At 49.5% G+C, this 20479-nt stretch carries 25 protein-coding genes and 5 tRNA genes; 10 read left to right on the top strand and 20 right to left on the bottom strand.

All coding sequences use genetic code 11. The features are described from left to right. The first annotated feature begins 8 nt into the window (after nucleotides 1–8). The 5 genes from cysC (at nucleotide 9) to C3B51_RS06630 (ending at nucleotide 3077) form a co-directional block, all read left to right on the top strand. Nucleotides 9–608 carry an adenylyl-sulfate kinase gene (gene cysC / locus C3B51_RS06650; RefSeq protein WP_046003838.1) on the top strand — a complete coding sequence of 200 codons (600 nt, stop codon included), beginning with the start codon at nucleotides 9–11 and terminating at the stop codon, nucleotides 606–608. A 15-nt stretch (nucleotides 609–623) separates the two neighbouring features. Next, the gene (gene cysQ, locus C3B51_RS06645) at nucleotides 624–1391 is read left to right on the top strand and encodes a 3'(2'),5'-bisphosphate nucleotidase CysQ (protein ID WP_130244545.1); all 768 of its coding nucleotides are present in this window, start codon (nucleotides 624–626) and stop codon (nucleotides 1389–1391) included. A gap of 63 nt (nucleotides 1392–1454) precedes the next feature. After that, nucleotides 1455–1820: a cupin domain-containing protein gene (locus C3B51_RS06640; protein WP_130244544.1), complete on the top strand. Its 366-nt coding sequence runs from the start codon at nucleotides 1455–1457 to the stop codon at nucleotides 1818–1820. 454 nt (nucleotides 1821–2274) lie between these two features. After that, nucleotides 2275–2351 (top strand) — tRNA-Ile (locus tag C3B51_RS06635). Nucleotides 2352–2501: 150 nt separating this feature from the next. Continuing rightward, complete coding sequence (locus C3B51_RS06630) at nucleotides 2502–3077, top strand: hypothetical protein (RefSeq protein WP_125720154.1); 576 nt, start codon at nucleotides 2502–2504, stop codon at nucleotides 3075–3077. A 13-nt stretch (nucleotides 3078–3090) separates the two neighbouring features. Here C3B51_RS06630 and C3B51_RS06625 read toward each other — a convergent pair whose 3' ends face one another. Further along, a complete protein-coding gene (locus C3B51_RS06625) occupies nucleotides 3091–3258 on the bottom strand; it encodes a hypothetical protein (RefSeq protein ID WP_430929836.1) in 168 nt (55 codons plus the stop codon). A 271-nt stretch (nucleotides 3259–3529) separates the two neighbouring features. Between C3B51_RS06625 and C3B51_RS06620 the strand changes: the two genes are divergently transcribed. The 4 genes from C3B51_RS06620 (at nucleotide 3530) to C3B51_RS06605 (ending at nucleotide 7474) form a co-directional block, all read left to right on the top strand. Beyond that, nucleotides 3530–6028: an EAL domain-containing protein gene (locus C3B51_RS06620; RefSeq protein WP_130244543.1), complete on the top strand. Its 2499-nt coding sequence runs from the start codon at nucleotides 3530–3532 to the stop codon at nucleotides 6026–6028. Between the two features lie 43 nt (nucleotides 6029–6071). Further along, the gene (locus C3B51_RS06615; RefSeq protein WP_046004977.1) at nucleotides 6072–6506 is read left to right on the top strand and encodes a transcriptional repressor; all 435 of its coding nucleotides are present in this window, start codon (nucleotides 6072–6074) and stop codon (nucleotides 6504–6506) included. 72 nt (nucleotides 6507–6578) lie between these two features. Further along, nucleotides 6579–7046, top strand: coding sequence for a chemotaxis protein CheX (locus tag C3B51_RS06610; RefSeq protein WP_046004976.1), 468 nt, complete (start codon nucleotides 6579–6581; stop codon nucleotides 7044–7046). After that, a complete protein-coding gene (locus C3B51_RS06605) occupies nucleotides 7043–7474 on the top strand; it encodes a secondary thiamine-phosphate synthase enzyme YjbQ (RefSeq protein ID WP_046004975.1) in 432 nt (143 codons plus the stop codon). The genes C3B51_RS06610 and C3B51_RS06605 overlap by 4 nt, the downstream gene beginning before the upstream one ends. Nucleotides 7475–7481: 7 nt before the next feature. Here C3B51_RS06605 and alr read toward each other — a convergent pair whose 3' ends face one another. The 19 genes from alr to orn all read right to left on the bottom strand — a co-directional run bounded on the left by alr (nucleotide 7482) and on the right by orn (nucleotide 19219). Then, complete coding sequence (gene alr, locus C3B51_RS06600; protein ID WP_130244542.1) at nucleotides 7482–8570, bottom strand: alanine racemase; 1089 nt, start codon at nucleotides 8568–8570, stop codon at nucleotides 7482–7484. A gap of 48 nt (nucleotides 8571–8618) precedes the next feature. Beyond that, complete coding sequence (gene dnaB, locus C3B51_RS06595) at nucleotides 8619–9998, bottom strand: replicative DNA helicase (RefSeq protein ID WP_046004973.1); 1380 nt, start codon at nucleotides 9996–9998, stop codon at nucleotides 8619–8621. A 119-nt stretch (nucleotides 9999–10117) separates the two neighbouring features. Next, nucleotides 10118–11059 (bottom strand): DUF4097 family beta strand repeat-containing protein, encoded by a 942-nt coding sequence (locus C3B51_RS06590; RefSeq protein WP_130244541.1) that lies wholly within the window; start codon nucleotides 11057–11059, stop codon nucleotides 10118–10120. 9 nt (nucleotides 11060–11068) lie between these two features. Beyond that, the gene (locus tag C3B51_RS06585) at nucleotides 11069–11554 is read right to left on the bottom strand and encodes a hypothetical protein (RefSeq protein ID WP_130244540.1); all 486 of its coding nucleotides are present in this window, start codon (nucleotides 11552–11554) and stop codon (nucleotides 11069–11071) included. Beyond that, entirely contained in the window at nucleotides 11547–12098 is a 552-nt protein-coding gene (locus C3B51_RS06580) for an RNA polymerase sigma factor (RefSeq protein WP_125720164.1), read from the bottom strand. Before C3B51_RS06580 ends, C3B51_RS06585 begins: the two co-directional genes overlap by 8 nt. Nucleotides 12099–12252: 154 nt before the next feature. Further along, complete coding sequence (locus C3B51_RS06575; RefSeq protein WP_130244539.1) at nucleotides 12253–13995, bottom strand: DUF7305 domain-containing protein; 1743 nt, start codon at nucleotides 13993–13995, stop codon at nucleotides 12253–12255. 4 nt (nucleotides 13996–13999) lie between these two features. Then, nucleotides 14000–14524, bottom strand: coding sequence for a PilW family protein (locus C3B51_RS06570; protein ID WP_130244538.1), 525 nt, complete (start codon nucleotides 14522–14524; stop codon nucleotides 14000–14002). Beyond that, a complete protein-coding gene (locus C3B51_RS06565) occupies nucleotides 14521–14916 on the bottom strand; it encodes a type IV pilus modification PilV family protein (protein ID WP_125782395.1) in 396 nt (131 codons plus the stop codon). Before C3B51_RS06565 ends, C3B51_RS06570 begins: the two co-directional genes overlap by 4 nt. Beyond that, nucleotides 14907–15368 (bottom strand): GspH/FimT family pseudopilin, encoded by a 462-nt coding sequence (locus C3B51_RS06560; RefSeq protein ID WP_125720172.1) that lies wholly within the window; start codon nucleotides 15366–15368, stop codon nucleotides 14907–14909. Before C3B51_RS06560 ends, C3B51_RS06565 begins: the two co-directional genes overlap by 10 nt. Beyond that, entirely contained in the window at nucleotides 15355–15774 is a 420-nt protein-coding gene (locus C3B51_RS06555) for a type IV pilin protein (protein WP_130244537.1), read from the bottom strand. Before C3B51_RS06555 ends, C3B51_RS06560 begins: the two co-directional genes overlap by 14 nt. 410 nt (nucleotides 15775–16184) lie before the next feature. Continuing rightward, nucleotides 16185–16637, bottom strand: a complete 453-nt coding sequence (gene rplI / locus C3B51_RS06550; RefSeq protein ID WP_010386264.1) for a 50S ribosomal protein L9 — start codon at nucleotides 16635–16637, stop codon at nucleotides 16185–16187. A gap of 35 nt (nucleotides 16638–16672) precedes the next feature. Continuing rightward, nucleotides 16673–16900 (bottom strand): 30S ribosomal protein S18, encoded by a 228-nt coding sequence (gene rpsR, locus C3B51_RS06545; RefSeq protein ID WP_002962753.1) that lies wholly within the window; start codon nucleotides 16898–16900, stop codon nucleotides 16673–16675. 12 nt (nucleotides 16901–16912) lie between these two features. Next, a complete protein-coding gene (priB, locus tag C3B51_RS06540) occupies nucleotides 16913–17242 on the bottom strand; it encodes a primosomal replication protein N (RefSeq protein WP_125720176.1) in 330 nt (109 codons plus the stop codon). 30 nt (nucleotides 17243–17272) lie between these two features. Continuing rightward, nucleotides 17273–17614 carry a 30S ribosomal protein S6 gene (gene rpsF / locus C3B51_RS06535; protein ID WP_010386261.1) on the bottom strand — a complete coding sequence of 114 codons (342 nt, stop codon included), beginning with the start codon at nucleotides 17612–17614 and terminating at the stop codon, nucleotides 17273–17275. Between the two features lie 220 nt (nucleotides 17615–17834). Continuing rightward, nucleotides 17835–17910 (bottom strand) — tRNA-Gly (locus C3B51_RS06530). A gap of 195 nt (nucleotides 17911–18105) precedes the next feature. Beyond that, nucleotides 18106–18181, bottom strand: a tRNA-Gly gene (locus C3B51_RS06525). 119 nt (nucleotides 18182–18300) lie between these two features. Next, nucleotides 18301–18376, bottom strand: a tRNA-Gly gene (locus C3B51_RS06520). A 48-nt stretch (nucleotides 18377–18424) separates the two neighbouring features. Next, nucleotides 18425–18500: transfer RNA gene (locus tag C3B51_RS06515), tRNA-Gly, on the bottom strand. Nucleotides 18501–18673: 173 nt separating this feature from the next. Beyond that, the gene (gene orn, locus C3B51_RS06510; RefSeq protein WP_130244536.1) at nucleotides 18674–19219 is read right to left on the bottom strand and encodes an oligoribonuclease; all 546 of its coding nucleotides are present in this window, start codon (nucleotides 19217–19219) and stop codon (nucleotides 18674–18676) included. Between the two features lie 173 nt (nucleotides 19220–19392). Here orn and rsgA point away from each other — a divergent pair, with 173 nt between their 5' ends. After that, complete coding sequence (gene rsgA, locus C3B51_RS06505; RefSeq protein ID WP_130244535.1) at nucleotides 19393–20445, top strand: small ribosomal subunit biogenesis GTPase RsgA; 1053 nt, start codon at nucleotides 19393–19395, stop codon at nucleotides 20443–20445. Nucleotides 20446–20479: the final 34 nt, after the last annotated feature.

Genomic DNA, 20479 nt, shown 5'->3' with positions numbered 1-20479 from the left:
TAGGAATTATGGATACGAATATTGTCTGGCATAACTATGCCGTGAATAAAACACATCGCAGCGAACAAAAGGGCCATCGTCCGGTTATTCTGTGGTTTACCGGCTATTCTGGCTCGGGCAAAAGCACCGTGGCCAATGCGCTGGAAAGTGCCCTGCAACAGCTCGGCGCACACACCTACCTGCTCGATGGCGACAACGTACGTCATGGATTGTGTAAAGATCTCGGATTCAGCGACGCAGATCGGGTTGAGAACATTCGCCGTGTGGGTGAACTGAGCAAACTCATGGTCGATGCGGGCCTGATCGTACTGACCGCCTTTATCTCACCATTCCAGGCCGAGCGCGATATGGTTCGAAACCTGGTTGAAGACGCCGAGTTTATTGAGGTTTACCTGGATACACCGCTGGAGGTATGTGAACAACGCGATCCAAAAGGCCTGTATAAAAAGGCCCGCGCCGGCGAGATCAAACACTTTACCGGCATAGACTCAGACTATGAACCACCTCAAAACCCAGAGATCCGTATTAATACCGGTGAAAATAGTCTGGACCAATCGGTGCAACAGCTGGTAGCGTATCTACAACAGCGCGAGATAATTCATCTGTAGTACCAAGGAAATACCATGAACGACACCGACTTATTGGAGGAGATAGTCAATCTGGCCCGACGCGCCGGAGACAAGATCCTCACCATTTATGCCAAAGACTTTAACGTTGAATATAAAGACGATAAGAGCCCGGTCACCGACGCCGACTTAGCCGCCAATGAGGTGATCACGGCAGGCCTGCAAACGCTTACTCCGGATTTGCCTATCCTCAGTGAGGAGAGCGCCGAGATCAGCTGGCAGGAACGCCAAACCTGGCAGCGCTACTGGCTGGTTGACCCCATCGACGGCACCAAAGAGTTTATAAAGAAAAACGGTGAGTTCACGGTCAACATTGCTCTGATTGAAAACGGTGAGCCAGTGATGGGCGTGGTCCATGCGCCCGCGCTGAACGTCAGTTACTTCGCCGCCAATAGCATTGGCGCTTTCAAAGAATGTGGTGAGGCCCGTATTGAGCTGAAAGTCACTCGTAAAGACAATCAGGGCACTATCCAGGTAGTGGGTTCACGCTCACATCCTTCACCTGACTTGGCTGACTATCTCAAACAATTTGATGATGTGAACATGGTGCCAAAAGGTAGCTCACTGAAACTCTGCCTGGTGGCAGAAAGTGCTGCCGATGTGTATCCACGGCTGGGCCCAACCAGCGAGTGGGATACCGGCGCCGGACATGCCGTGGCGAAAATCGCCGGGGCAACTGTCACTCAGCTGGACGGCAACCCCCTGCTGTACAACCAAAAAGAGTCTTATCTGAACCCCTACTTTGTGGTCTCACGACTCAACTGATCCTTGAGCCTTATCCAGTCGGGTAAGGCTTCTCTCTTATGCCCGTCACCATAAGGAAATGTTATGTCACACGCACCCATTAATTTTGCCGACAAACTGGCGCTGTTTTCAGAGCACTGGAGCCCAAAAGTCATTGCTGAAATGAACGACTATCAGTTCAAACTGGTAAAACTGCAGGGGGAATTTGTCTGGCACGATCACCCCGACACCGACGAAGTGTTCATTGTGCTATCCGGTGAGATGCACATAGCCTTTCGGGATCGCACAGAGCATCTCAAAGCAGGTGACATGCTGGTTGTGCCCAAAGGCGCAGAGCACAAACCTTACGCCGAGCAAGAGTGCCAGGTGCTCATTATCGAACCCAAAGGGGTCGTCAACACCGGAGATGCCGACAGCTCTCTCACAGCACAAAACGATGTTTGGATCTAACGCACAGATGTCAAGCGGACGAACCGAATAAAGAAACAGGCTTAGCACACTAGTTTGGCTTTTTATTAAGCAATTGAATCAGATATGTGCGACTTTTTCTTCTTTTGCTAGTGACAAGCCTGTTAAAAATTTTTATACTGCCAGCGCTTTTTAGGTCTCTGTTAAAAAGCACACTCAATTTATTGAGCACTACAATTTGAAAATGGCCCTATAGCTCAGTTGGGCGAAATAAGACCGAAGCACCGCTTCGCAGCTTATTGAGGTGGAGGCAGGACGCCGACAGGACCTTGCTTCATGGATGAATTTATCGAGCACTACAATTTAGAAATGGCCCTATAGCTCAGTTGGGCGAAACAAGACCGAAGCACCGCTTCGCAGCTTGTTGAGGTGGAGGCATGACGCCGACAGGACCTTGCTTCATGGATGAATTTATCGAGCACTACAATTTAGAAATGGCCCTATAGCTCAGTTGGTTAGAGCACCCGACTCATAATCGGTAGGTCCCTGGTTCAAGTCCAGGTGGGGCCACCATTTTCTTCCCCACTAATACGTTTCATTTCCTCTGCTCTATCACTAAACAACTGGCTTATTGTCAAATCGAATACTCCAGAAAGAAAAAACCATAGCGCCCTAACCCAGTTCAAAGTATCCTGAACTCTCGCATATCAAAGGATTTATATCATGCCTAATCAAATGTTTACCGATGTCGAACTACGTATTATGTCAATTCATGTAAAATCGATGGGCCTGGTCGACAAGCTACTCAGTGAAAGTAAGTTTGAGATCAAAGTATTCAGTGCGGTCAGTGATGGCGTAGCGGATCATGCATTTAATATGGAGCTAAACGTGATGCCGGTCAGCGAGGGCGGCACCATTAGTTTTGGTCCTGCGGGTTACACCATTTATCGTAACCGCGCCGGACAGATCCCGCGTTTTCTTGATGCCCATATTGCCGTACTGGAAGATGACAGTGATATTCGCAGCACGGCCAAGCTGATGGCCCAGGTTCGAAAAACCACGGCGTTTGGTGAGCTGACTCGCACTGTGGCAGCCGCCGCAGCGAACCCGCTTTATGCGGTGGGCATGAATGTGGCCGAGAGCCTGATGGATATTTCCATCGATGTGTTAAAAGAAAATAAAGATGATCTGTGGCTACGCCGCTTTTTCAGCTTTAATTACAATATCGAAGGCTATGAGGGCGTTGCCGAGTTTGAGTCTGACGAAGTAAAGATCACGCTGCAATTGTTTACCGGCTAACGCCACACAGCTATCAAGCTTTCACTGTTACCACCGCTCCCTGGGTTAGAGCAACCAGCTTATCTGCGGGTAACGAAAATACAGCATGTGATGTGCCAGCAGCAGTCCATAAGATCTCGTACTGCAGCAGATCTTCATCAATATAAGTGACAGGCTGAGTAAGGTGTCCGATAGGAGGAATACCGCCAATGGCAAATCCGGTGACTTTCCGGGTAAACTCAGCGTCGGCTTTTACCAGCTTCTCTCAAGCATTTGGTCACCTTCTTTTCTTTCACCTAACCAAACGCCCCTCTTTTTCTGCTTAATCTGAGATAACAACGAGCAATCAGTCCATTTCAGCTACACTTATTAATAGAACGCTTTTTACGCGGGGTCCGAGTCTTGATAAAGGACAGACAGAGTCAACTGCTCAATCACAGGGCCATGTGATAACCAAAAAGAGAGATAGCCGAGTGACCAAACTGTACTCCATTGACCTCAAGCTGTGGCTTACACTCAGTGCTTTTTTATTTGCCGCTCTGCTGTCGGTGAGCTTAGTGCAGGTACATTACGATGCTCAGCGGGAAAGCCTGCTTGCGGTCACAGACGCCACACTAAAGCGCGATCTCTCCACACTAAACCTCACCATGCAGTATCACCTGGCTCATAATGATCAGGATGAAATACGAAGCACCCTGATTGCTTACCAGCAGGGTCAGCAGTATACGCAACTGGCCCTCATCGATATGCAAGGCATGGTGTTATATAGCAGTACACCAGACTTTGAGGGCCAACACTACGCGGACACGCCTTTAAAACTCAAGCCTGAGATTTTTACCCACCAGCTCAGTCCTCCTTACCTGGTGGTGGAATATATTCAACACAAACATTTGTACCAGGCCTACAGTACTTATGAGCAACAAGGTACAGTGCCCGCAGACACGCCACTGCCTGCGCTCATCTATGCCGAGTATTCTATTGCCTCTCAGGCACAACAACTGCTGGAATACACACGGATGAAAACCTTATCTATTCTGGCCATTGCGGCCTTGCTAACTGGGCTTGTGGTGTATTTCACCCGATGGTTTATTCATCGCCCGGTATCACTACTGGTTGAACTCAGTGAGCGGCTGAGCCGCTTTGATTTCAGTAAAACGCTTGAAATTAGAGGGGCAGGAGAGTTTAAACACCTGGCTGAAAACCTCAATGAGATGGCCAACAGCCTGCAAACAGGCTGGCAAAAAACACAGCAAGCAGAGACCGAAGCCAGGCGTAAAACAGCCATCCTGGAGGGCATTTTCTCGGCTTTGCCAGACCTGTTTTTTATCATAGATAAGCAGGGCACCATTTTAGAGTATCACAGCGGACAGACCGACGATTTATACGTGCCTGAAGCCCAATTTTTGGGACATAAAATCGAGGAGTTCCTGCCAGCTCCTACCTCGCGTCACTTTACCCGTGCGATCCAGGGCATTGAGAAACCGGGACAATTGACACAACTGGAGTACTCATTACCGTTTGAGAACGGTAAACGCCACTTTGAAGCCCGGCTCAGTGCCCTGCCCGACTCCGATGCTCTGGTCATTGCTGTGCGCAACATCACGGATAAAAAGCGTCAGGAAGAAATCATACTGCACCATGCTTTTTACGACACGCTCACAGACTTGCCTAATCGCTTTTTGGTGCTCGACCGCCTCCAGCAGCTGATCCACGATGCCAAGCGGGACAAGTCGCTGGTCGGTGTTGGGTTTATCGATCTGGATGACTTTAAAAAAGTGAATGACTCAATGGGCCATGAGGTGGGCGATAAAGTCCTGGTCCACTCAGCAAAGCGACTGCAATCGGCATTACGGGAGAAAGATACTGTTGCACGCCTCGGTGGCGATGAGTTCATTATACTGTTGGGCGATTTGAAAACCAGCGCCGATATCCATCCTATTGCAGCAAAACTGGTTAAACTCTTTCATGCCCCGTTTAACATAGACGGTCGCGCCTTCAATATTTCGCTGAGCCTGGGTATTGCCATTTTCCCACAAGACGCTGATACGCCCAACGATCTGCTGAGAAAGGCCGACTCAGCCATGTACAATGCCAAACAACAGGGGCGCAATACCTACTGTTTGTTTACCGAAAACATGAGTAATACCCTGCAGCGGCGCTTGCTGCTTGAAGAAAACATGCAAGGCGCACTTGAACGCGGCGAGTTTGAGGTCTACTACCAGCCCCAACTGGACCTTCAGGCACGCAAAGTAGTGGGCGCAGAGGCTCTACTACGCTGGCATAGCGAAAAGTTAGGCCCCATCTCTCCGGCTGAGTTTATTCCACTGGCAGAACAAACGGGGTTTATTATCGACTTGGGTAAGTTCGTATTGAACTCAGCAGCCAGTGCCTTGCAGCAGTTCCACGCACGCTTTAATGCCTCACTGCGGCTGGCAGTTAACCTGTCGCCCCGCCAGTTTTATGACCCACAGCTGCTGAGCCATGTCGAGCACCTGATAGCCAACTGCGAATTGCAGCCTGGCACACTGGAGCTGGAGATCACCGAAGGCCTGCTGCTAAGCGGTGACAGCACCATTAAAGCTACCTTAGATACACTGCAAAAAATGGGCGTGTTGATCTCCATGGACGACTTTGGCACCGGCTATTCGTCGTTAAACTACCTGCGTCAGTATCCGTTTGACGTACTCAAAATAGATCAAAGCTTCATTGCGGATATGCACACTGGCAGTGAGTCGGCTTATCTGGTCAAAAATATCATCACCATGGCACACGGCATGGGACTCAAAGTGATCGCCGAGGGCATAGAAGATCACGAACAGCTCAGTCGACTGGTGGAGTTTAACTGTAACATCGGACAGGGCTACCTGATAGGCCAGCCTATGCCCCAAGCCGCATTTCAGGATTGGCTTGAACACAACTTTTCTCGTGCGGAGAATATAATGAATAAATCCCTGTCGATACAAGACTATTAAAAAGAATATGTTAGTATTGCATGGCAGTGTAAGGATTTAGAACATGAATATAGAACAACTGGTAAGTAAAGCTAAGCAAGTTTGTGACAACCGGGGTGCCCGTTTTACCCCTATCCGAGAGAAAGTATTTCGCTTACTCGCTGCCAAACAAGGTGGTGTAGGCGCCTATGATCTGTTAGAAGAGCTCAAACTAACCGAGTCCAGCGCAAAGCCTGCAACCGTGTACCGCGCACTGGATTTTCTCTCAGAGCTCGGGTTTATTCATAAGATTGAAAGCACAAATGCATTTATGCTGTGCCATCACTTCGACTGTATTCACCCTGTGCAACTTTTGATCTGTGATTCCTGTGGTCACGTACAAGAGCTACATTCCAATGCCATTTCACATGAACTGAATAACCTGGCTGCAGAGCATGGCTTTCTTGTTAAAGCACAAACGATTGAAGCACACGGGCGGTGTGGAAAATGCAATGAGTAGTGCAGCATAGTAAAAAGCCCACTACACTTAAATCAGCGTCCGTTACAACGTAGGAACCTAGGGAAGAATCATATGAATGTAGAATTCATCAACCCTTTTTTATCATCACTGATGAATGTACTGGCCACCATGGCACAAACCGAATTAACGCCAGGCAAGCCAAAGATTAAGAAAGATGAGGTGGCATGTGGTGATGTGTCCGGATTGATTGGCATGGTCGGCCCGCAGACCAAAGGCTCCTTTTCTATCAGCTTTGATGAAGGCCTGGCACTGACCATTATGGAAAGAATGCTGGGTGAACGCCCAGACAAAATCAATGAAGAAGTCACTGACATGGTTGGTGAAATTACTAACATGGTCACAGGTGGTGCAAAAAACTTGCTGGGCGAAAAAGGCTATGAGTTTGATATGGCTACACCCATAGTGGTATCTGGCCCGGGTCATACAATCACCCATAAGTGTGATGGCCCCAAAATCATCATGCCCTTCACCTCAGCCGACGGGAACGCCAACATAGAGGTGAGCTTCGACAAGCTATGAGCTGGCATCAAACACATATCACACTCAGGCCGCGTCAACGCGGCTTTCATTTGATTGATGATGAGGTACTGACTCAGCTGCCCCAGCTGAGTTACTACAAAGTGGGCTTGCTGCATTTGTTTATTCAGCATACTTCTGCCAGTCTCACCCTCAATGAAAACGCCGATCCAACCGTGCGTATGGATATGGAAAGTCACTTTAATCATTTTGTGCCGGAGCGGCAAAGTTATTATCGGCATGACTATGAAGGTGACGATGACATGCCAGCCCATATCAAATCCAGCACACTGGGCTGTGAAGTCACCATTCCAGTCAGTCAGGGTCGCCTGCAATTAGGAACCTGGCAGGGGATCTACCTTGGCGAACACAGAGACCATGCCGGTAGTCGTTCTATCGTTGCAACCCTGCATGGTCAATTGTTGGAGTGAGCCGCGACTAGTCCGATGGCGCAAGGTACTCGTAACTGACTCTGGGTGTCACGTTACAAAGTAATTCATAGGGAATGGTGCCTGCACAGGCAGCCACCTCTTCCACGGGTAGCGCAGGTCCCCACATCTCAACCTGATCGCCCACTGCAATCCCATCCGGATTAGTGCCGATGTCGACCGTGATCATATCCATAGACACAGCCCCGACAATGCCATAGCGTTTATCTCTGATCACCACAGGGGTGCCATTGCGTGCATTACGCGGGTAACCATCTCCATAGCCCATGGCGACCACAGCAAGTTGCGTTTTCTGCTGGCTCTGCCAGCGCCCGCCATACCCCACTTTTTCGCCCGCAGCGATTGTCTTGATGGCAATCACACGGGTCGTCAGCCGCATTACCGGCTTCAGACCATGCTCAGGGCCTACCCGATTGAGCATGGGCGAGACACCATACATCATCAAACCTGGACGGATCCAGTCACCATGAGACTGCGGCCAACCAAGCACGCCTGCCGAATTGGCCAGGCATCTGGCTTCGGGTTTATCCGCTACCAGGCGCTCAAACGTCTCAATTTGCTCGCGTGTTTGGGGGCTGTTCTTGTCATCGGCACAGGAAAAGTGGGTCATCAGCTTAATTTTAGGGTCGACATTGTCAGAGCCTTTAAGGCGCTGATAAAAAGCCTCAAACTGTTCCGGCTCAATCCCCAGTCTGTGCATGCCTGTATCAACCTTTAGCCACACCGATAAACGCGCATCCAGCTGACTGGTTTCGATGGCTCGCAGCTGGTTTTCATCATGAATGATGGTTTCAAAGTTGTTGGCGATGAGAATGGGTAAGTCTGCGCGGTCAAAAAAACCTTCGAGCAACACGATGGGCTTAGTGAGGCCACCGGCGCGCAGTGCCAGCGCTTCATCAATGCGAGCAACCGCAAAGGCGTCTGCATCATTAAGACGCTGCGCAATCTTGACCAGACCATGGCCATAGGCATTGGCCTTGAGCACGGCCATTACCCGGGCACCGGGTGCCAGTGCCTTGATCCGTTTTAAATTATAGCTTAATGCCGCAAGATTAATTTCGGCGGTTGCCAGGCGCATACTTACTCCTAATTCAGGCTGCCGAGTCAGTCACAAAGGACAAATACCTTAGTATTCGTCATCCACAGCAGGACCGGCATAATTGTCGAACCGAGAGAATTGCCCCTGGAAGGTTAACCTAACCTTACCAATTGGACCATTACGCTGTTTACCGATAATAATTTCTGCAACGCCTTTATCCGGGCTGTCGTCGTTATACACTTCATCCCGGTAGATAAACATGATTAAGTCGGCATCCTGCTCGATAGACCCCGATTCACGTAAGTCCGAGTTAACCGGTCGCTTGTCCGCCCGTTGTTCCAGTGTACGGTTAAGCTGCGACAGGGCTATCACCGGACACTGCAGTTCTTTTGCCAGCGCCTTAAGTGAACGAGATATCTCGGCGATTTCTAAGGTCCGGTTGTCCGATAAACTGGGTACGCGCATCAGCTGCAAATAATCCACCATGATCATGCTGATCCCGCCGTGATCCCGCGCGATCCGCCGCGCTCTCGAGCGCACGTCGGTCGGTGTCAGGCCCGAGGCATCATCAATATACATTTGGCCCTTTTCCATCAGCAGGCCCATGGTTGAAGACAAACGCGCCCAGTCATCATCGTCCAATTGACCGGTCCGTACTTTGGTCTGGTTGATCCGGCCCAGTGAAGCCAGCATCCTCATCATGATCTGCTCTGAGGGCATCTCCAGTGAGTAGATAAGCACCGGCTTATCTTGTGTCATCGCCGCATGCTCGGCCAGGTTCATCGCAAAGGTGGTTTTACCCATCGACGGACGTGCCGCAACGATGATCAGGTCTGACGGTTGCAGGCCTGCAGTCATTTGGTCTAGGTCGGAATAGCCCGTGCTTACCCCGGTTACACCGTCCTGCGGCGACTGGTAGAGCTCTTCGATTTTATCGACGGTTTTTTCGAGAATGCTGTGAATGCTCTGCGGACCTTCGGTACTCTTGGTACGCTGCTCAGCGATTTTGAAAACCTTACTTTCCGCCAGGTCCAGCAATTCGTGACTGTCGCGTCCTTCCGGGTTAAAACCCGCCTCAGCGATTTCATTGGCAACGGTGATCATTTCACGGACCACCGCACGCTCGCGGACAATGCTGGCATAGGCGTCTATGTTCGCCGCACTGGGGGTGTTTTTCGCAATCTCAGCCAGATAAGCAAAGCCACCTACGGTGTCCAGCTGGTTGTTCTTCTCCAGGTTTTCTGAAATAGTGATAAGGTCAATCGGCTGACTGGCTTCGACCAGTTTGGTCATAGCCTCAAATATCAGCTTATGAGTGCGGGTATAAAAATCCTGCGCGACGACCAGCTCTGCCACTCTGTCAAACGCCTGGTTATCAAGCATGAGTCCGCCAAGCACAGACTGCTCAGCCTCGATGGAATGGGGGGGAACTTTCAGGGTATCGACTTGTTGATCAGGTTTCGCCATATCACTACAAACACTAAGGGACGGACCTGTTATTGTATACGCAATTGGGGTGGAAATGAATCTTGATTATGAGCTGAATGCCCTCATTGGGGCGCGCATACGCAGCGCCCCGACCCGAATTACAGTTTCTTTAAAGTGACGCGTCCGCTGACGGTGTCTATCTCCACATCCACGTCGCCGTCTTTGATGACAAATTCCAGCTCCCGAGATGGACCATATTTGGCTTTTTTCTCTTTGTCTGCAGACAGCTCGTTGATGATCCGCCCGCCAGCATGGGCGTCAATGTCAAAGCGTGCAGACAGCTCAGCCGGGAAGTAAAAGTCGACGTCGCCACTGACGGACTCAAAGCGGACGTTGGCCCCTTTCTCCAGCGCTCTGAGACGTACGTTGATCTCGCCATTGACGGTACTCATACGTAAGTCTTTCAGGCTGGCAATATCAAAGTCTACTTCGCCATTGACGTTTTCAACCCGAATATCATTGGCCTGAGTCATGCTTTCAATGCCGCCATTTACGGCGTTAAAGCGCAGCTTGCCACTGGACGCCATGTCTTCAATATCCCCATTGACCGTTTCATAGCGAATATTGCCCGATAACTCTTTGCCTTCAATGTCGCCGTTCACGGTTTCCAGTTCAATTTTTCCACTGAGCTGGGTCGCCTCAATGTCTCCATTGACTGTGGTTACCGCCACCCCGGCACTGAAATCACTGACATTCACATCGACACTCACGCCTTCAAAGTCAAGTTCACTTTGCTTAGGCATATAAATGGTGAGCCGTGAGCCATCTCGCTGGTTGTTCCAGCTCTTGGTGCGGCGCGGCATTTTGACGATAAATTCGGTCACATTGCCCTGCGTTTCCAGCGTGTACCCTTCGGCCAGTTCATCGAGTTCTCCGCTGACCTTAAAGCTTGGCTTATCCCATGATTTAATGGTGACCTTGCCTCGCTGGTTTTCAATGACCACTTTGCCATCCAGCGGCACCTTGATCTGCTCATCAATTTTGTCACCTGCCAGGGCAAACAGTGGCAGCGCGGCCAGTCCTACTATGATTGCTTTCATGCTTCTCTCCTAAATCTGTTGCCACTGGGGCTGATGTACCTTAGTGATTAAATCTAACTGCTGCTGGTAAACCTGTGCCAGCATTTTGAGCAGAGCCGCATTGTCCGGGTCCTTCATCAGTGCCAGCTTAATGGCCTGCTCTGCTTCTTCTAATTCCTGTAATGGTCTCTGCCAGTCTTTGGTCAGCGCAGGTTGTGCTTCGTACTTGACCAGTAGCGTCTGTTTTTCCTGCTCAAAAAAAGCGCTCATATGTGCCATTGTGTCTTGTTTCGGCTGAGTCATAATCACCTGCCAACTCAGCAATCCAGCCGACACACAGGCAGCGACGCCTGCCAACTTTATCCACGGACTGCGAGTACGCGACACCGAGTCTGGCATATTGATGGCGTTCTCAATGCCCTGCCATAAGTCTCTTTGCGGCTCTGGTAATTGATCCTGATCTTGTTGCCGCGGCAGCTGTTGTTTCAGAAACTGCTCGAATGTTGGTTTACTCATTGTCATACCACTCCTGTAACAATTTCCTGGCTCGGTGAAACTGTGACTTACTTGAGCCCACCGCCATATTCAACATACCTGCCACTTCTTCATGGCGATACCCTTCTACCGCATGCAGAACAAACACCAGACGTGCACGCTCTGGTAAACGTAAGATCAGCTTATCGAGTCCATTGAGTGACTGACATTGCATTATTTCGGCTTGCTCCATGCCACTGTCCTCGAGGCTCACGACTTTTTGCAGCCAGTTTTTTTGCTTACGTAAATAGCTGAGCGCCACATTGGATGTCACACTGTGAAGCCAGGTCGTAAATTTTGACTGCCCCTGAAACTGGGCAATTTTGTGCCAAAGTTGAACAAACACTTCCTGCGTGGCGTCTTCCGCATGGGCCTGATCGGCAAGCAAACGTAAACACAATCCAAAAACCCTGCGATAACACTGCTGATAAAGCTGCTCAAAGGCCGCCTGCTCGCCTTGCTGCGCGCGCTGCACTAACCGCTCAATCGTATCTGGGTTAAATGCCTCTTTGGCATTGATTATCATAGAGTATTCCCTCGTTACCGAGCCATCATCGTGACATATCAGGTGCCATAAAGAAAGTAACCCGATAATGTGATGTTTGCAGGATAAGACGCAAGGGGAAGTGCGAAAGGTTTAAACGGGCAGGAAAATTTTTTCTTAATGGCAGGCAGACGCGTTACTCTTTCTCTTCATCCGGAGCTTGATAGTCCTCGCCAGATTCAAAACGCCAGCCCATAAACTCCAGTTTCGCAGGTGTGGTGACGCCGCCATTGCCAAGGTTAAAGTTTTTCAGCGCCTCATCAAAGTGCACGCCACTGCCGCCCGTCGCATCTATGGTTGCACCACGAATGGTGCCATAAAACTGACCACTGCCACGCATGGCGATACTGGTCACGGGCGCGTAAACAACCGCATAAATTGAACTGGCGCCCCGCATTGTAATGCCATTTTGACCCGAATAGGAGGAAAAAATACTCAGGCTGGGAAACCCGCTTTCAGTCAGCCCTTCGCGCTCTGTGACAACCACTGCACTGGCGCCGAACTCCACTTTACCAGTGACAAAAATTGCCAGGCTGCTGCCCGCTTTGATGGTAATACTGGTGTGGCCCGTCATTTTAAGATCACCGTCAACCAGCCAGATCACATCGCCGCCCTCTATGGTAATGGTGCCATCACTGGTCAGTTTCATGTTTTTCATGCCAAACACATACTCGCTGTTGCCATTACCCTGACCATGGTTTTGCGTCAGATGCTGGAACAAGTAGATGTCTGCGGGGCTGGATGACCAGGTGCCGCTACCGCCCCGAATATAACGCCCTTCAGCTGGCGTAAACACATAGTCGGTCTGTGCGCCAACCGTAAAGTCAGTGTAGCTGTTATTGTTGTCGATCACGGTCGGCATATTCAGCGGTAAAGCCAGTGGGTCGCACTCTTTATCGGGGTCATTGGGGTCATAATCCGGTGAGCTCGGGTCGTATACCCGCACTGCTTCAACCTCGGGGTTCACATTGAAACGATCGGCTGAATAGTGCAATCCATCCTGGGTATGACTGCTCTGGAAACGCCCGGTGCCACCATACATAATATCGAGCTCGGCGCGGTTCTGGTTGAGAATTTCGGCGCCCCATTTCATGGTGACATCGCCATTTGCACGCAATACCCCCGTGATCTGTCCGCCGTTGTGCTTCACAAATCCCTGTGTAAGAACATCGCCATCGACCCGCACACCACTGCCAGCAGAAATGTCGATCCCGGTATTGGATTGTACTGTCCCAACGACGGGCGAAGAACCCTTAAGATACAGCACCCCCGATGCTTTCACATCACCCATAATGGGCGAATGACCATTTAACACCACATCGGCATCGCCAATCACCGTATGCACATCGCCATTACTGGTGCGGGTCTCTTCGTAACTGCCCTGGGTGGAATCATAACTATCGACCAGACCACTGCCTGCCAGATTCACCCCTTTACATCCGGTGACCGCATTTTGGAACACTGAGCTGCGCTCGGGAGGCGTATATTTAAAGTAAGAGATCATGCGCGCCTGGGCCTGATCATCATAACGCTGTCCCAGGCTGGCAATCGCTACTTCATCACCGTTGACTGATAGCTGAGCGTCAAAGCTCGTGCCATCCAGTTCACCGCTGCCCAGACCCGCCCCGATCTGCTGCACCGCCTGTTCCAGCGTCAGGTTTGGGTTATTGGTAAGTGCCGCCTTAAGTGCCTGACCGCGCTCAATCACACCCTTTTCCGCCAGTAATCGCGCATTCAGGTCTTTTTGGTAGTTACCACTAAGGCGCTCCTGCACCAGGGTATCTTTGAATGCAGCAAACACCACCACACTGGCCACTGAACTCAGTAGCATGACTTTAATCAGGGTAAATCCGCGTTGTCGTATACTCTGCATCTTCATAGCGTCACCAATTGGCCGTCGCGAGTACTTGCTGGCTCGCAGCCACGTCTATCTGGATCCCCGCAGCATACTGTGCGGGCACACCCACAGGCGTCACGGTAATGGACGTGATCAGGCCATCGACCGAAAAGCTCAGTCCATTGACCCCTCGTAATAGGCGCTGGGCAGGTAAGTTATCTGAGCTGACATCACATAATAAGTAGCCATCTAGCAACGAAAAGGTTTCGGTGTAATCCACCACCGGCACGCTGCCATCGCAGGCCGGTGTATTGGCAACCTGGCTGACTTCTAATGCCTCACCATTCTGTATAACCTGCGGTGTAGACGCTGTTTGCTTAATACTGCGGGTCATCAATTGGCTGGTATAGCGGATCACTTCCTGCGCTTGTGCCAGCTCCTGATTTATCGCAATGGTGCTACGAATGGTTGAATAGGCCACGGCAATCCCGCCAAGCATGAACAGGCCAATCGACAGTGCAATCAGCAGCTCCAGCAGGGTAAATCCGCGACCATTCATCATGCGATTCATAAGCAGGCATTCACGAAGCTGGCGTGCAGCGAGATTTGGTCCACGCCGGTGTCTGTCATCCGCTCATCGTGCCAGCTCACGGTCAGGCTCATGTCCAGGCTAAAAGTGTTGGGCAGTGTCAGCGTAAAGCGAGGATCATTGGGGTATAGCCAGGCTGCGGTTGGATTAAGACCGGGATTCAGGCTGGTATTCACACTCTGATAGTGACAGATATCAGGCCAGATACGCTCAATCGCATTCTGCCCGTGGATCAGTGCTATAGTGTAGTTAAAGCTGTTTTGCGCAAACTGCATGGCCTTGATCTGCGCCGCTGCAAGCCCAAGCAGGGCGATGGCTGCGATGACCATAGACACCATAACTTCCAGCAATGAAAACCCTTTAACTACGCGCAATTGTCTGTCGCCTTACCCAACCAGCTTTGCCCACTGTGTAAAATACACAAACGCACGTCATCCGTTGCCGCATCGTTATCTGAGATCAATATGTTACTAAACGCATTCAGTTCACCGCTCGAGCGCAGTGTTCTGTTAACCAGGTTGACCGCAACCTGGTTATGATCCACAGTGAAACGCCTTAGCGTAACTTCCTGACCCTGCTCAACCACTTTCATGACCCAGTCATTGTTCTCCAGCGCCAACTTAACCGGCACTTCGCGTTTAACCGCTTCACTGCGCGCAAAACGATAGAAACTACTCAGCTGGTTCGCTGTGGTATTCACCCGGTCCTGTTTAATCTGGCCTATCAAAGAAGGGGCTGCCACCATAGCTAAAATAGCGATGATAGCCAGTACAACCAGCAGTTCAATTAGCGTTACGCCACGCTGTGTATGCTTACCAACAGTCATTCAGGTTTCCTCCCTGATTGCCAAGGTGGTCCAGAGTCAGCACCCCACACACGTCTCTGCTTTGACTGCCGTTGATCACAGGTGTCGCTCTTAAAATATAGCCCATATTGCGAAAATCACCGTTCGCACCTTGTGGCTTGTTACGCGCTTCGTAGCTGAATGTGTAGTATTCTGAGGCGGGCAGACCCTGAAAGGTCTCATCATTGGGATAACCACCATTACGGGAATAAATACGCTCCAACGTGGCGCTGGTTTGCAGCATTAAATGCTGTGCATCCAGACGTCTGCTTTCACGCACATACTCACCATAGTTTGGCAATGCCACACTGGCCAGAATAGCGACGATCGCAATGGCGATCAGCAGCTCAATTAAAGTGAATCCACGCATGTTGGAGGTTTTTAGCATATTGGGTTTCCCACCTAAATGATAACGCTGTCATTAATCTCTAATAAGACTGTATGACATTTAACCAATAAAAAAAAGTGCCTGTAATAAAAACAGTTGACTAAACTATCACAGAACAGAATTAGCTAAAACAGGAACACGCTTACACGAGATAACAGTCAGGCGAATTGACCTAAAATGACCAAAAGGTCAGACCATTAAATATCAGCGTCATTTGTTCCCGTAATGACTATAAGCCGTTTACGAGCGCCGTTGTTTTGATTTGGATTAATTTTCCGACTTGTGTTGTAAATCTTCCATGATGATCCCGATAATCATCAGATCCACACACTGAAAATTGGAGTTGTTATTGTCTTTCAGAATTGGGAATACAACCGCGCACAGATGCGCGCGGTTGGTGCTTAATAATATTAAGCTTCAGCGATCACGATTACTTTGATAGCTGTTGTCACGTCAGTGTGAAGTTGGATAGTTACGTCGAACTCACCTGTCTCACGGATAGTACCGGTAGGCAGACGAACTTCTGACTTAGCAACTTCCAGACCTACTGCTGTGATAGCGTCGGCGATATCGCGAGTACCGATAGAACCGAATAGCTTGCCTTCGTCACCCGCTTTAGAAACCAGAGTCACTTCTGCAAGTGCTTCTAGTTTTTCAGCGCGCGCTTGTGCAGCAGTTAGCTCTTCAGCGATTTTCGCTTCAAGCTCAGCACGACGTGCTTCGAAAGTTTCGATGTTAGCTTTAGTTGCAGGAACTGCCTTGCCCTTAGGGAAAAGGAAGTTACGTGCGAAACCAGATTTAACAGAAACCTGGTCACCTAGGCCACCTAGGTTTGCGATCTTGTCTAGTAGAATAACTTGCATGTCTCTACACCTTTTAAAAACTGTTAATCAGCTGCTTACTTGTGTAAGTCAGTGTACGGAAGAAGGGCTAGGTAGCGAGCACGCTTGATAGCAGTTGCTAGCTGACGCTGATATTTAGCGCTAGTACCTGTGATACGGCTAGGTACGATTTTGCCACTTTCTGTTACGTAGTTTCTAAGAGTAGCCAGATCTTTGTAATCGATTTGTTGTACGCCTTCCGCTTTGAAACGGCAGAACTTACGACGTCTGAAATAACGTGCCATGAGTAAATTTCCTCAATTAATTCTTTCAATATGTTGTGCATGTAATACAAGTTGACTCAAGCCACTGCGGCTCTCGTGTCGGTTTAAAAAACCGCGTACCTGTAAGGTCTGCCCAACGCATAAATGCTCTAGTTGAGTCCGGAACTGCTGTCCGCTGGCAACCACCTGAATACGTACATAACTGTTACGATTTAGGTCGGCTTCTATCTGCATCGATTTATGTTCTAAAACAAAAATACAATGCGCGATGCCCGCGGGGCTTTGACTGTACTTAGGTGGCTTACAGACCGTGCCGGATAATACCAGCTGGTTTGTATACAGTTCAGACTGAGTGCTCACCAAACTACCAGGTCAATTCCGAATCAATAACGATTAAGCAGTTGCTGCTTCTTTTTTCTCTTCTTTAGCAAGAGGAGACGCTTCAGTTACAGCGTTCTTAGTACGCATAACCAGGTTACGAAGCACTGCATCGTTGTAGCGGAAAGAAGTTTCAAGCTCGCTGATTACTTCAGTAGGTGCTTCAACGTTCAACAGAACATAGTGTGCTTTGTGAAGCTTTTCGATTGGGTAAGCCAGTTGACGACGGCCCCAGTCTTCTAGACGGTGGATTTTACCGCCAGCTTCTGTGATGGCACCAGTATAACGCTCGATCATACCAGGTACTTGCTCACTTTGGTCTGGGTGAACCATGAATACGATTTCGTAATGACGCATGGATATTCCTTACGGTTAATATAGCCTTGTCCCGTTTCGGCCAGTCGGGGTAAGGCAAGGAACTAAAGTTAGTTAGGCCGAAAGAGCGCGTATTTTACGTGTCGAACTAAAAATAAGCAATCAGTTTATCGATGAAAATTGGTGGAATAAGATTTAAAGTTGAGCAAGTAAGTCAGAGTGAGAAATAAAGATAAAATAAGGATATAAAAGAGAGGAAAGTTGGAGCGGCACACGAGGTTCGAACTCGTGACCTCGACCTTGGCAAGGTCGCGCTCTACCAGCTGAGCTAGTGCCGCTTCATAAGTTATGGAATATTAAAACGCTGGTGCGCGACGGGTCGCGTCTAACATTTTAGCAGCAGAGCTAGTGCCGCATTCCATAGTTGCTCGATTGTTTTAAACGCTGATGCGCGACGGGTCGCGTCTGACGTTTAGCAGCTGAGCCATTGCTGCATCATAGAAAGTATCGAGTTTATACACCTGAAGAAGTGTTGGAGCGGCACACGAGGTTCGAACTCGTGACCTCGACCTTGGCAAGGTCGCGCTCTACCAGCTGAGCTAGTGCCGCATTCCATAATTGCTCGATTGTTTTAAACGCTGGTGCGCGACAGGTCGCGTCTGACGTTTTAGCAGCTGAGCTAGTGCCGCTTCATAGAAAGTATCTAGTTTATACACCTGAAGAAGTGTTGGAGCGGCACACGAGGTTCGAACTCGTGACCTCGACCTTGGCAAGGTCGCGCTCTACCAGCTGAGCTAGTGCCGCATCACAATTAATACTCTTTTTTAGTCAGTCGAGTAGACTGATTTAGATTGGAGCGGCACACGAGGTTCGAACTCGTGACCTCGACCTTGGCAAGGTCGCGCTCTACCAGCTGAGCTAGTGCCGCATCACAATATAGCTCTTAGTTTCCCGCTGAGCGCAACCTTGAAGTCGCGTCTAACGTTTTAGCAGCTGAGCTAGTGCCGCTTCACGCACAAGCAACAAACAATGTTTGCCGTCTTGAGCGGGGCAGGATTCTACAAGATAGAAAAAGCATTGCAAGTACTTTTTCTAAATTTTTTAAAGATTGAAGAATTTTTGCTGGTAAACCTTCAACTCCATAATGGAGTCTTTGATGTCGTCCAGAGCCAAGTGAGAGCTCTTTTTGTGGATCCCATTTAACAGCTCAGGCTTCCAACGACGTGCCAGCTCTTTAATCGTGCTGACGTCCAGGTTGCGGTAGTGGAAATATTCTTCCAGCTCAGGCATGTATTTGTTGAGGAAGCGACGGTCCTGACCAATCGAGTTACCACACATAGGCGATTTGCCCGGCGGTACCCATTGTTTCAGGAAGTCTAATGTTTGTTTGATTGCATCAGATTCAGAATGCGTGCTGGCCTTACAACGCGCAGTCAGACCGGAACGGCCATGCTGGTTTGTACACCACTCATCCATATTATCAAGTAATTCATCACTTTGATGGATAGCAATTACAGGTCCCTCGGCCAGTACATTCAGATCACAGTCGGTGATCACAGTGGCAATTTCGAGGATCCTATCTGTTTTAGGTTCCAGACCCGTCATTTCTAAGTCGAGCCAGATCAGGTTTGATTCATGAAAAGACATACACTACCTAACGGTACTTTCCTTTAGATCCAATGCAATTAGATATATCATATTAGCTTCATCACTCGACCAAAAGCTTTTTTTTACAAAGCGGGGCAATTTATTGAGTTATAGTCCATGATTGGCCTGTATACCACTCGATAGCAATAAATCGTGTCGCGAGTTTATAAGATATGGCAAAACGCAAAAAACTCAGTAAGGGCCAGTCCAGACGGATCAGTGCCAACCATCAAAAACGCTTGCATAAAGCGAAACAACAATCCGACACTCAGGTGACTTGGCAAACCGATAACCTGGGCCCCACAGAACCCGCTGTGGTGATCAGTCGCTTTGGCCAGCACGCCGATGTCGAGTGCGAAAATGGCGACGTCCTGCGCTGTAATATTCGCCGTACTGTCACCAGCATAGTATGTGGCGATGACGTGATTTTTCGTCGCGCCAAAGTCAGCGAAGGCGATCTGGCCGGCGTGATAGAAGCCGTCGAGCCTCGCCGCTCTCAGCTCACCCGTCCGGATTTTTACGACGGCGTAAAAGTGGTGGCAGCCAATATTGACCAAATTTTAATGGTATCCGCTGTAGTGCCTGAATTCACCCCACAGATCATTGACCGCTATCTGGTCGCCTGTGAAGACATGGGCATTGAACCAATTCTGTTACTCAACAAGATTGATCTGCTCGATGAAGAAGGCCTCGACTATGTTGATGAAGTGCTGGATATCTATCGTGAGTTAGGTTATCGCGTCCTGCTGGTGAGTAACAAAACAGGCCAAGGGATTGATGAGCTCAAAGCCCTGCTGACAGACAAGAACAACATCTTTGTTGGCCAATCCGGTGTGGGTAAATCCACTTTAGTGAACACCGTCCTGCCCGATGCCGCCATTCTGACGCAGGAAGTCTCTGAGAACAGTGGCCTGGGTCAGCACACCACCACAGTTTCTAAACTGCATCACCTGCCCAGTGGCGGTAACCTGATAGACAGTCCGGGGATCCGTGAATTCGGTCTGTGGCACCTGGAAGTGGATCGGGTAACCTGGTGTTTTAAAGAGTTTCGTGAATTTATCGGCGGCTGTCGTTTTCGCGATTGCAAACACCTTAATGATCCGGGCTGTCTGATCCTCGAAGCGGTTGATGAGGGCAAGATCAGCGAACTGCGCTTTGACAGCTATCACCGTATTCTGGAGTCAATGGCGGATGGTCGCGCAGGTGCGCGCGCGCCAAGAGTTTGATACTATCTTCAAAATTTTTTCAGGAATAATAAAA

The sequence above is a fragment of the Pseudoalteromonas rubra genome, from assembly GCF_004212645.1.
In the GTDB taxonomy this organism is placed as follows: domain Bacteria; phylum Pseudomonadota; class Gammaproteobacteria; order Enterobacterales; family Alteromonadaceae; genus Pseudoalteromonas; species Pseudoalteromonas rubra_G.
Note: the sequence above shows the minus strand (reverse complement) of the source record. Positions and strands in the feature narration are given on the sequence as shown.

Coding starts and splice junctions, on each gene's coding strand:
- cysC (WP_046003838.1), top strand. CDS start 9: ATGGATACGAATATTGTCTGGCATAACTATGCCGTGAATAAAACACAT.
- cysQ (WP_130244545.1), top strand. CDS start 624: ATGAACGACACCGACTTATTGGAGGAGATAGTCAATCTGGCCCGACGC.
- C3B51_RS06640 (WP_130244544.1), top strand. CDS start 1,455: ATGTCACACGCACCCATTAATTTTGCCGACAAACTGGCGCTGTTTTCA.
- C3B51_RS06630 (WP_125720154.1), top strand. CDS start 2,502: ATGCCTAATCAAATGTTTACCGATGTCGAACTACGTATTATGTCAATT.
- C3B51_RS06615 (WP_046004977.1), top strand. CDS start 6,072: ATGAATATAGAACAACTGGTAAGTAAAGCTAAGCAAGTTTGTGACAAC.
- C3B51_RS06610 (WP_046004976.1), top strand. CDS start 6,579: ATGAATGTAGAATTCATCAACCCTTTTTTATCATCACTGATGAATGTA.
- C3B51_RS06605 (WP_046004975.1), top strand. CDS start 7,043: ATGAGCTGGCATCAAACACATATCACACTCAGGCCGCGTCAACGCGGC.
- alr (WP_130244542.1), bottom strand. CDS start 8,570: ATGCGCCTGGCAACCGCCGAAATTAATCTTGCGGCATTAAGCTATAAT.
- dnaB (WP_046004973.1), bottom strand. CDS start 9,998: ATGGCGAAACCTGATCAACAAGTCGATACCCTGAAAGTTCCCCCCCAT.
- C3B51_RS06590 (WP_130244541.1), bottom strand. CDS start 11,059: ATGAAAGCAATCATAGTAGGACTGGCCGCGCTGCCACTGTTTGCCCTG.
- C3B51_RS06585 (WP_130244540.1), bottom strand. CDS start 11,554: ATGAGTAAACCAACATTCGAGCAGTTTCTGAAACAACAGCTGCCGCGG.
- C3B51_RS06580 (WP_125720164.1), bottom strand. CDS start 12,098: ATGATAATCAATGCCAAAGAGGCATTTAACCCAGATACGATTGAGCGG.
- C3B51_RS06575 (WP_130244539.1), bottom strand. CDS start 13,995: ATGAAGATGCAGAGTATACGACAACGCGGATTTACCCTGATTAAAGTC.
- C3B51_RS06570 (WP_130244538.1), bottom strand. CDS start 14,524: ATGAATCGCATGATGAATGGTCGCGGATTTACCCTGCTGGAGCTGCTG.
- C3B51_RS06560 (WP_125720172.1), bottom strand. CDS start 15,368: ATGACTGTTGGTAAGCATACACAGCGTGGCGTAACGCTAATTGAACTG.
- C3B51_RS06555 (WP_130244537.1), bottom strand. CDS start 15,774: ATGCTAAAAACCTCCAACATGCGTGGATTCACTTTAATTGAGCTGCTG.
- rplI (WP_010386264.1), bottom strand. CDS start 16,637: ATGCAAGTTATTCTACTAGACAAGATCGCAAACCTAGGTGGCCTAGGT.
- rpsR (WP_002962753.1), bottom strand. CDS start 16,900: ATGGCACGTTATTTCAGACGTCGTAAGTTCTGCCGTTTCAAAGCGGAA.
- rpsF (WP_010386261.1), bottom strand. CDS start 17,614: ATGCGTCATTACGAAATCGTATTCATGGTTCACCCAGACCAAAGTGAG.
- orn (WP_130244536.1), bottom strand. CDS start 19,219: ATGTCTTTTCATGAATCAAACCTGATCTGGCTCGACTTAGAAATGACG.
- rsgA (WP_130244535.1), top strand. CDS start 19,393: ATGGCAAAACGCAAAAAACTCAGTAAGGGCCAGTCCAGACGGATCAGT.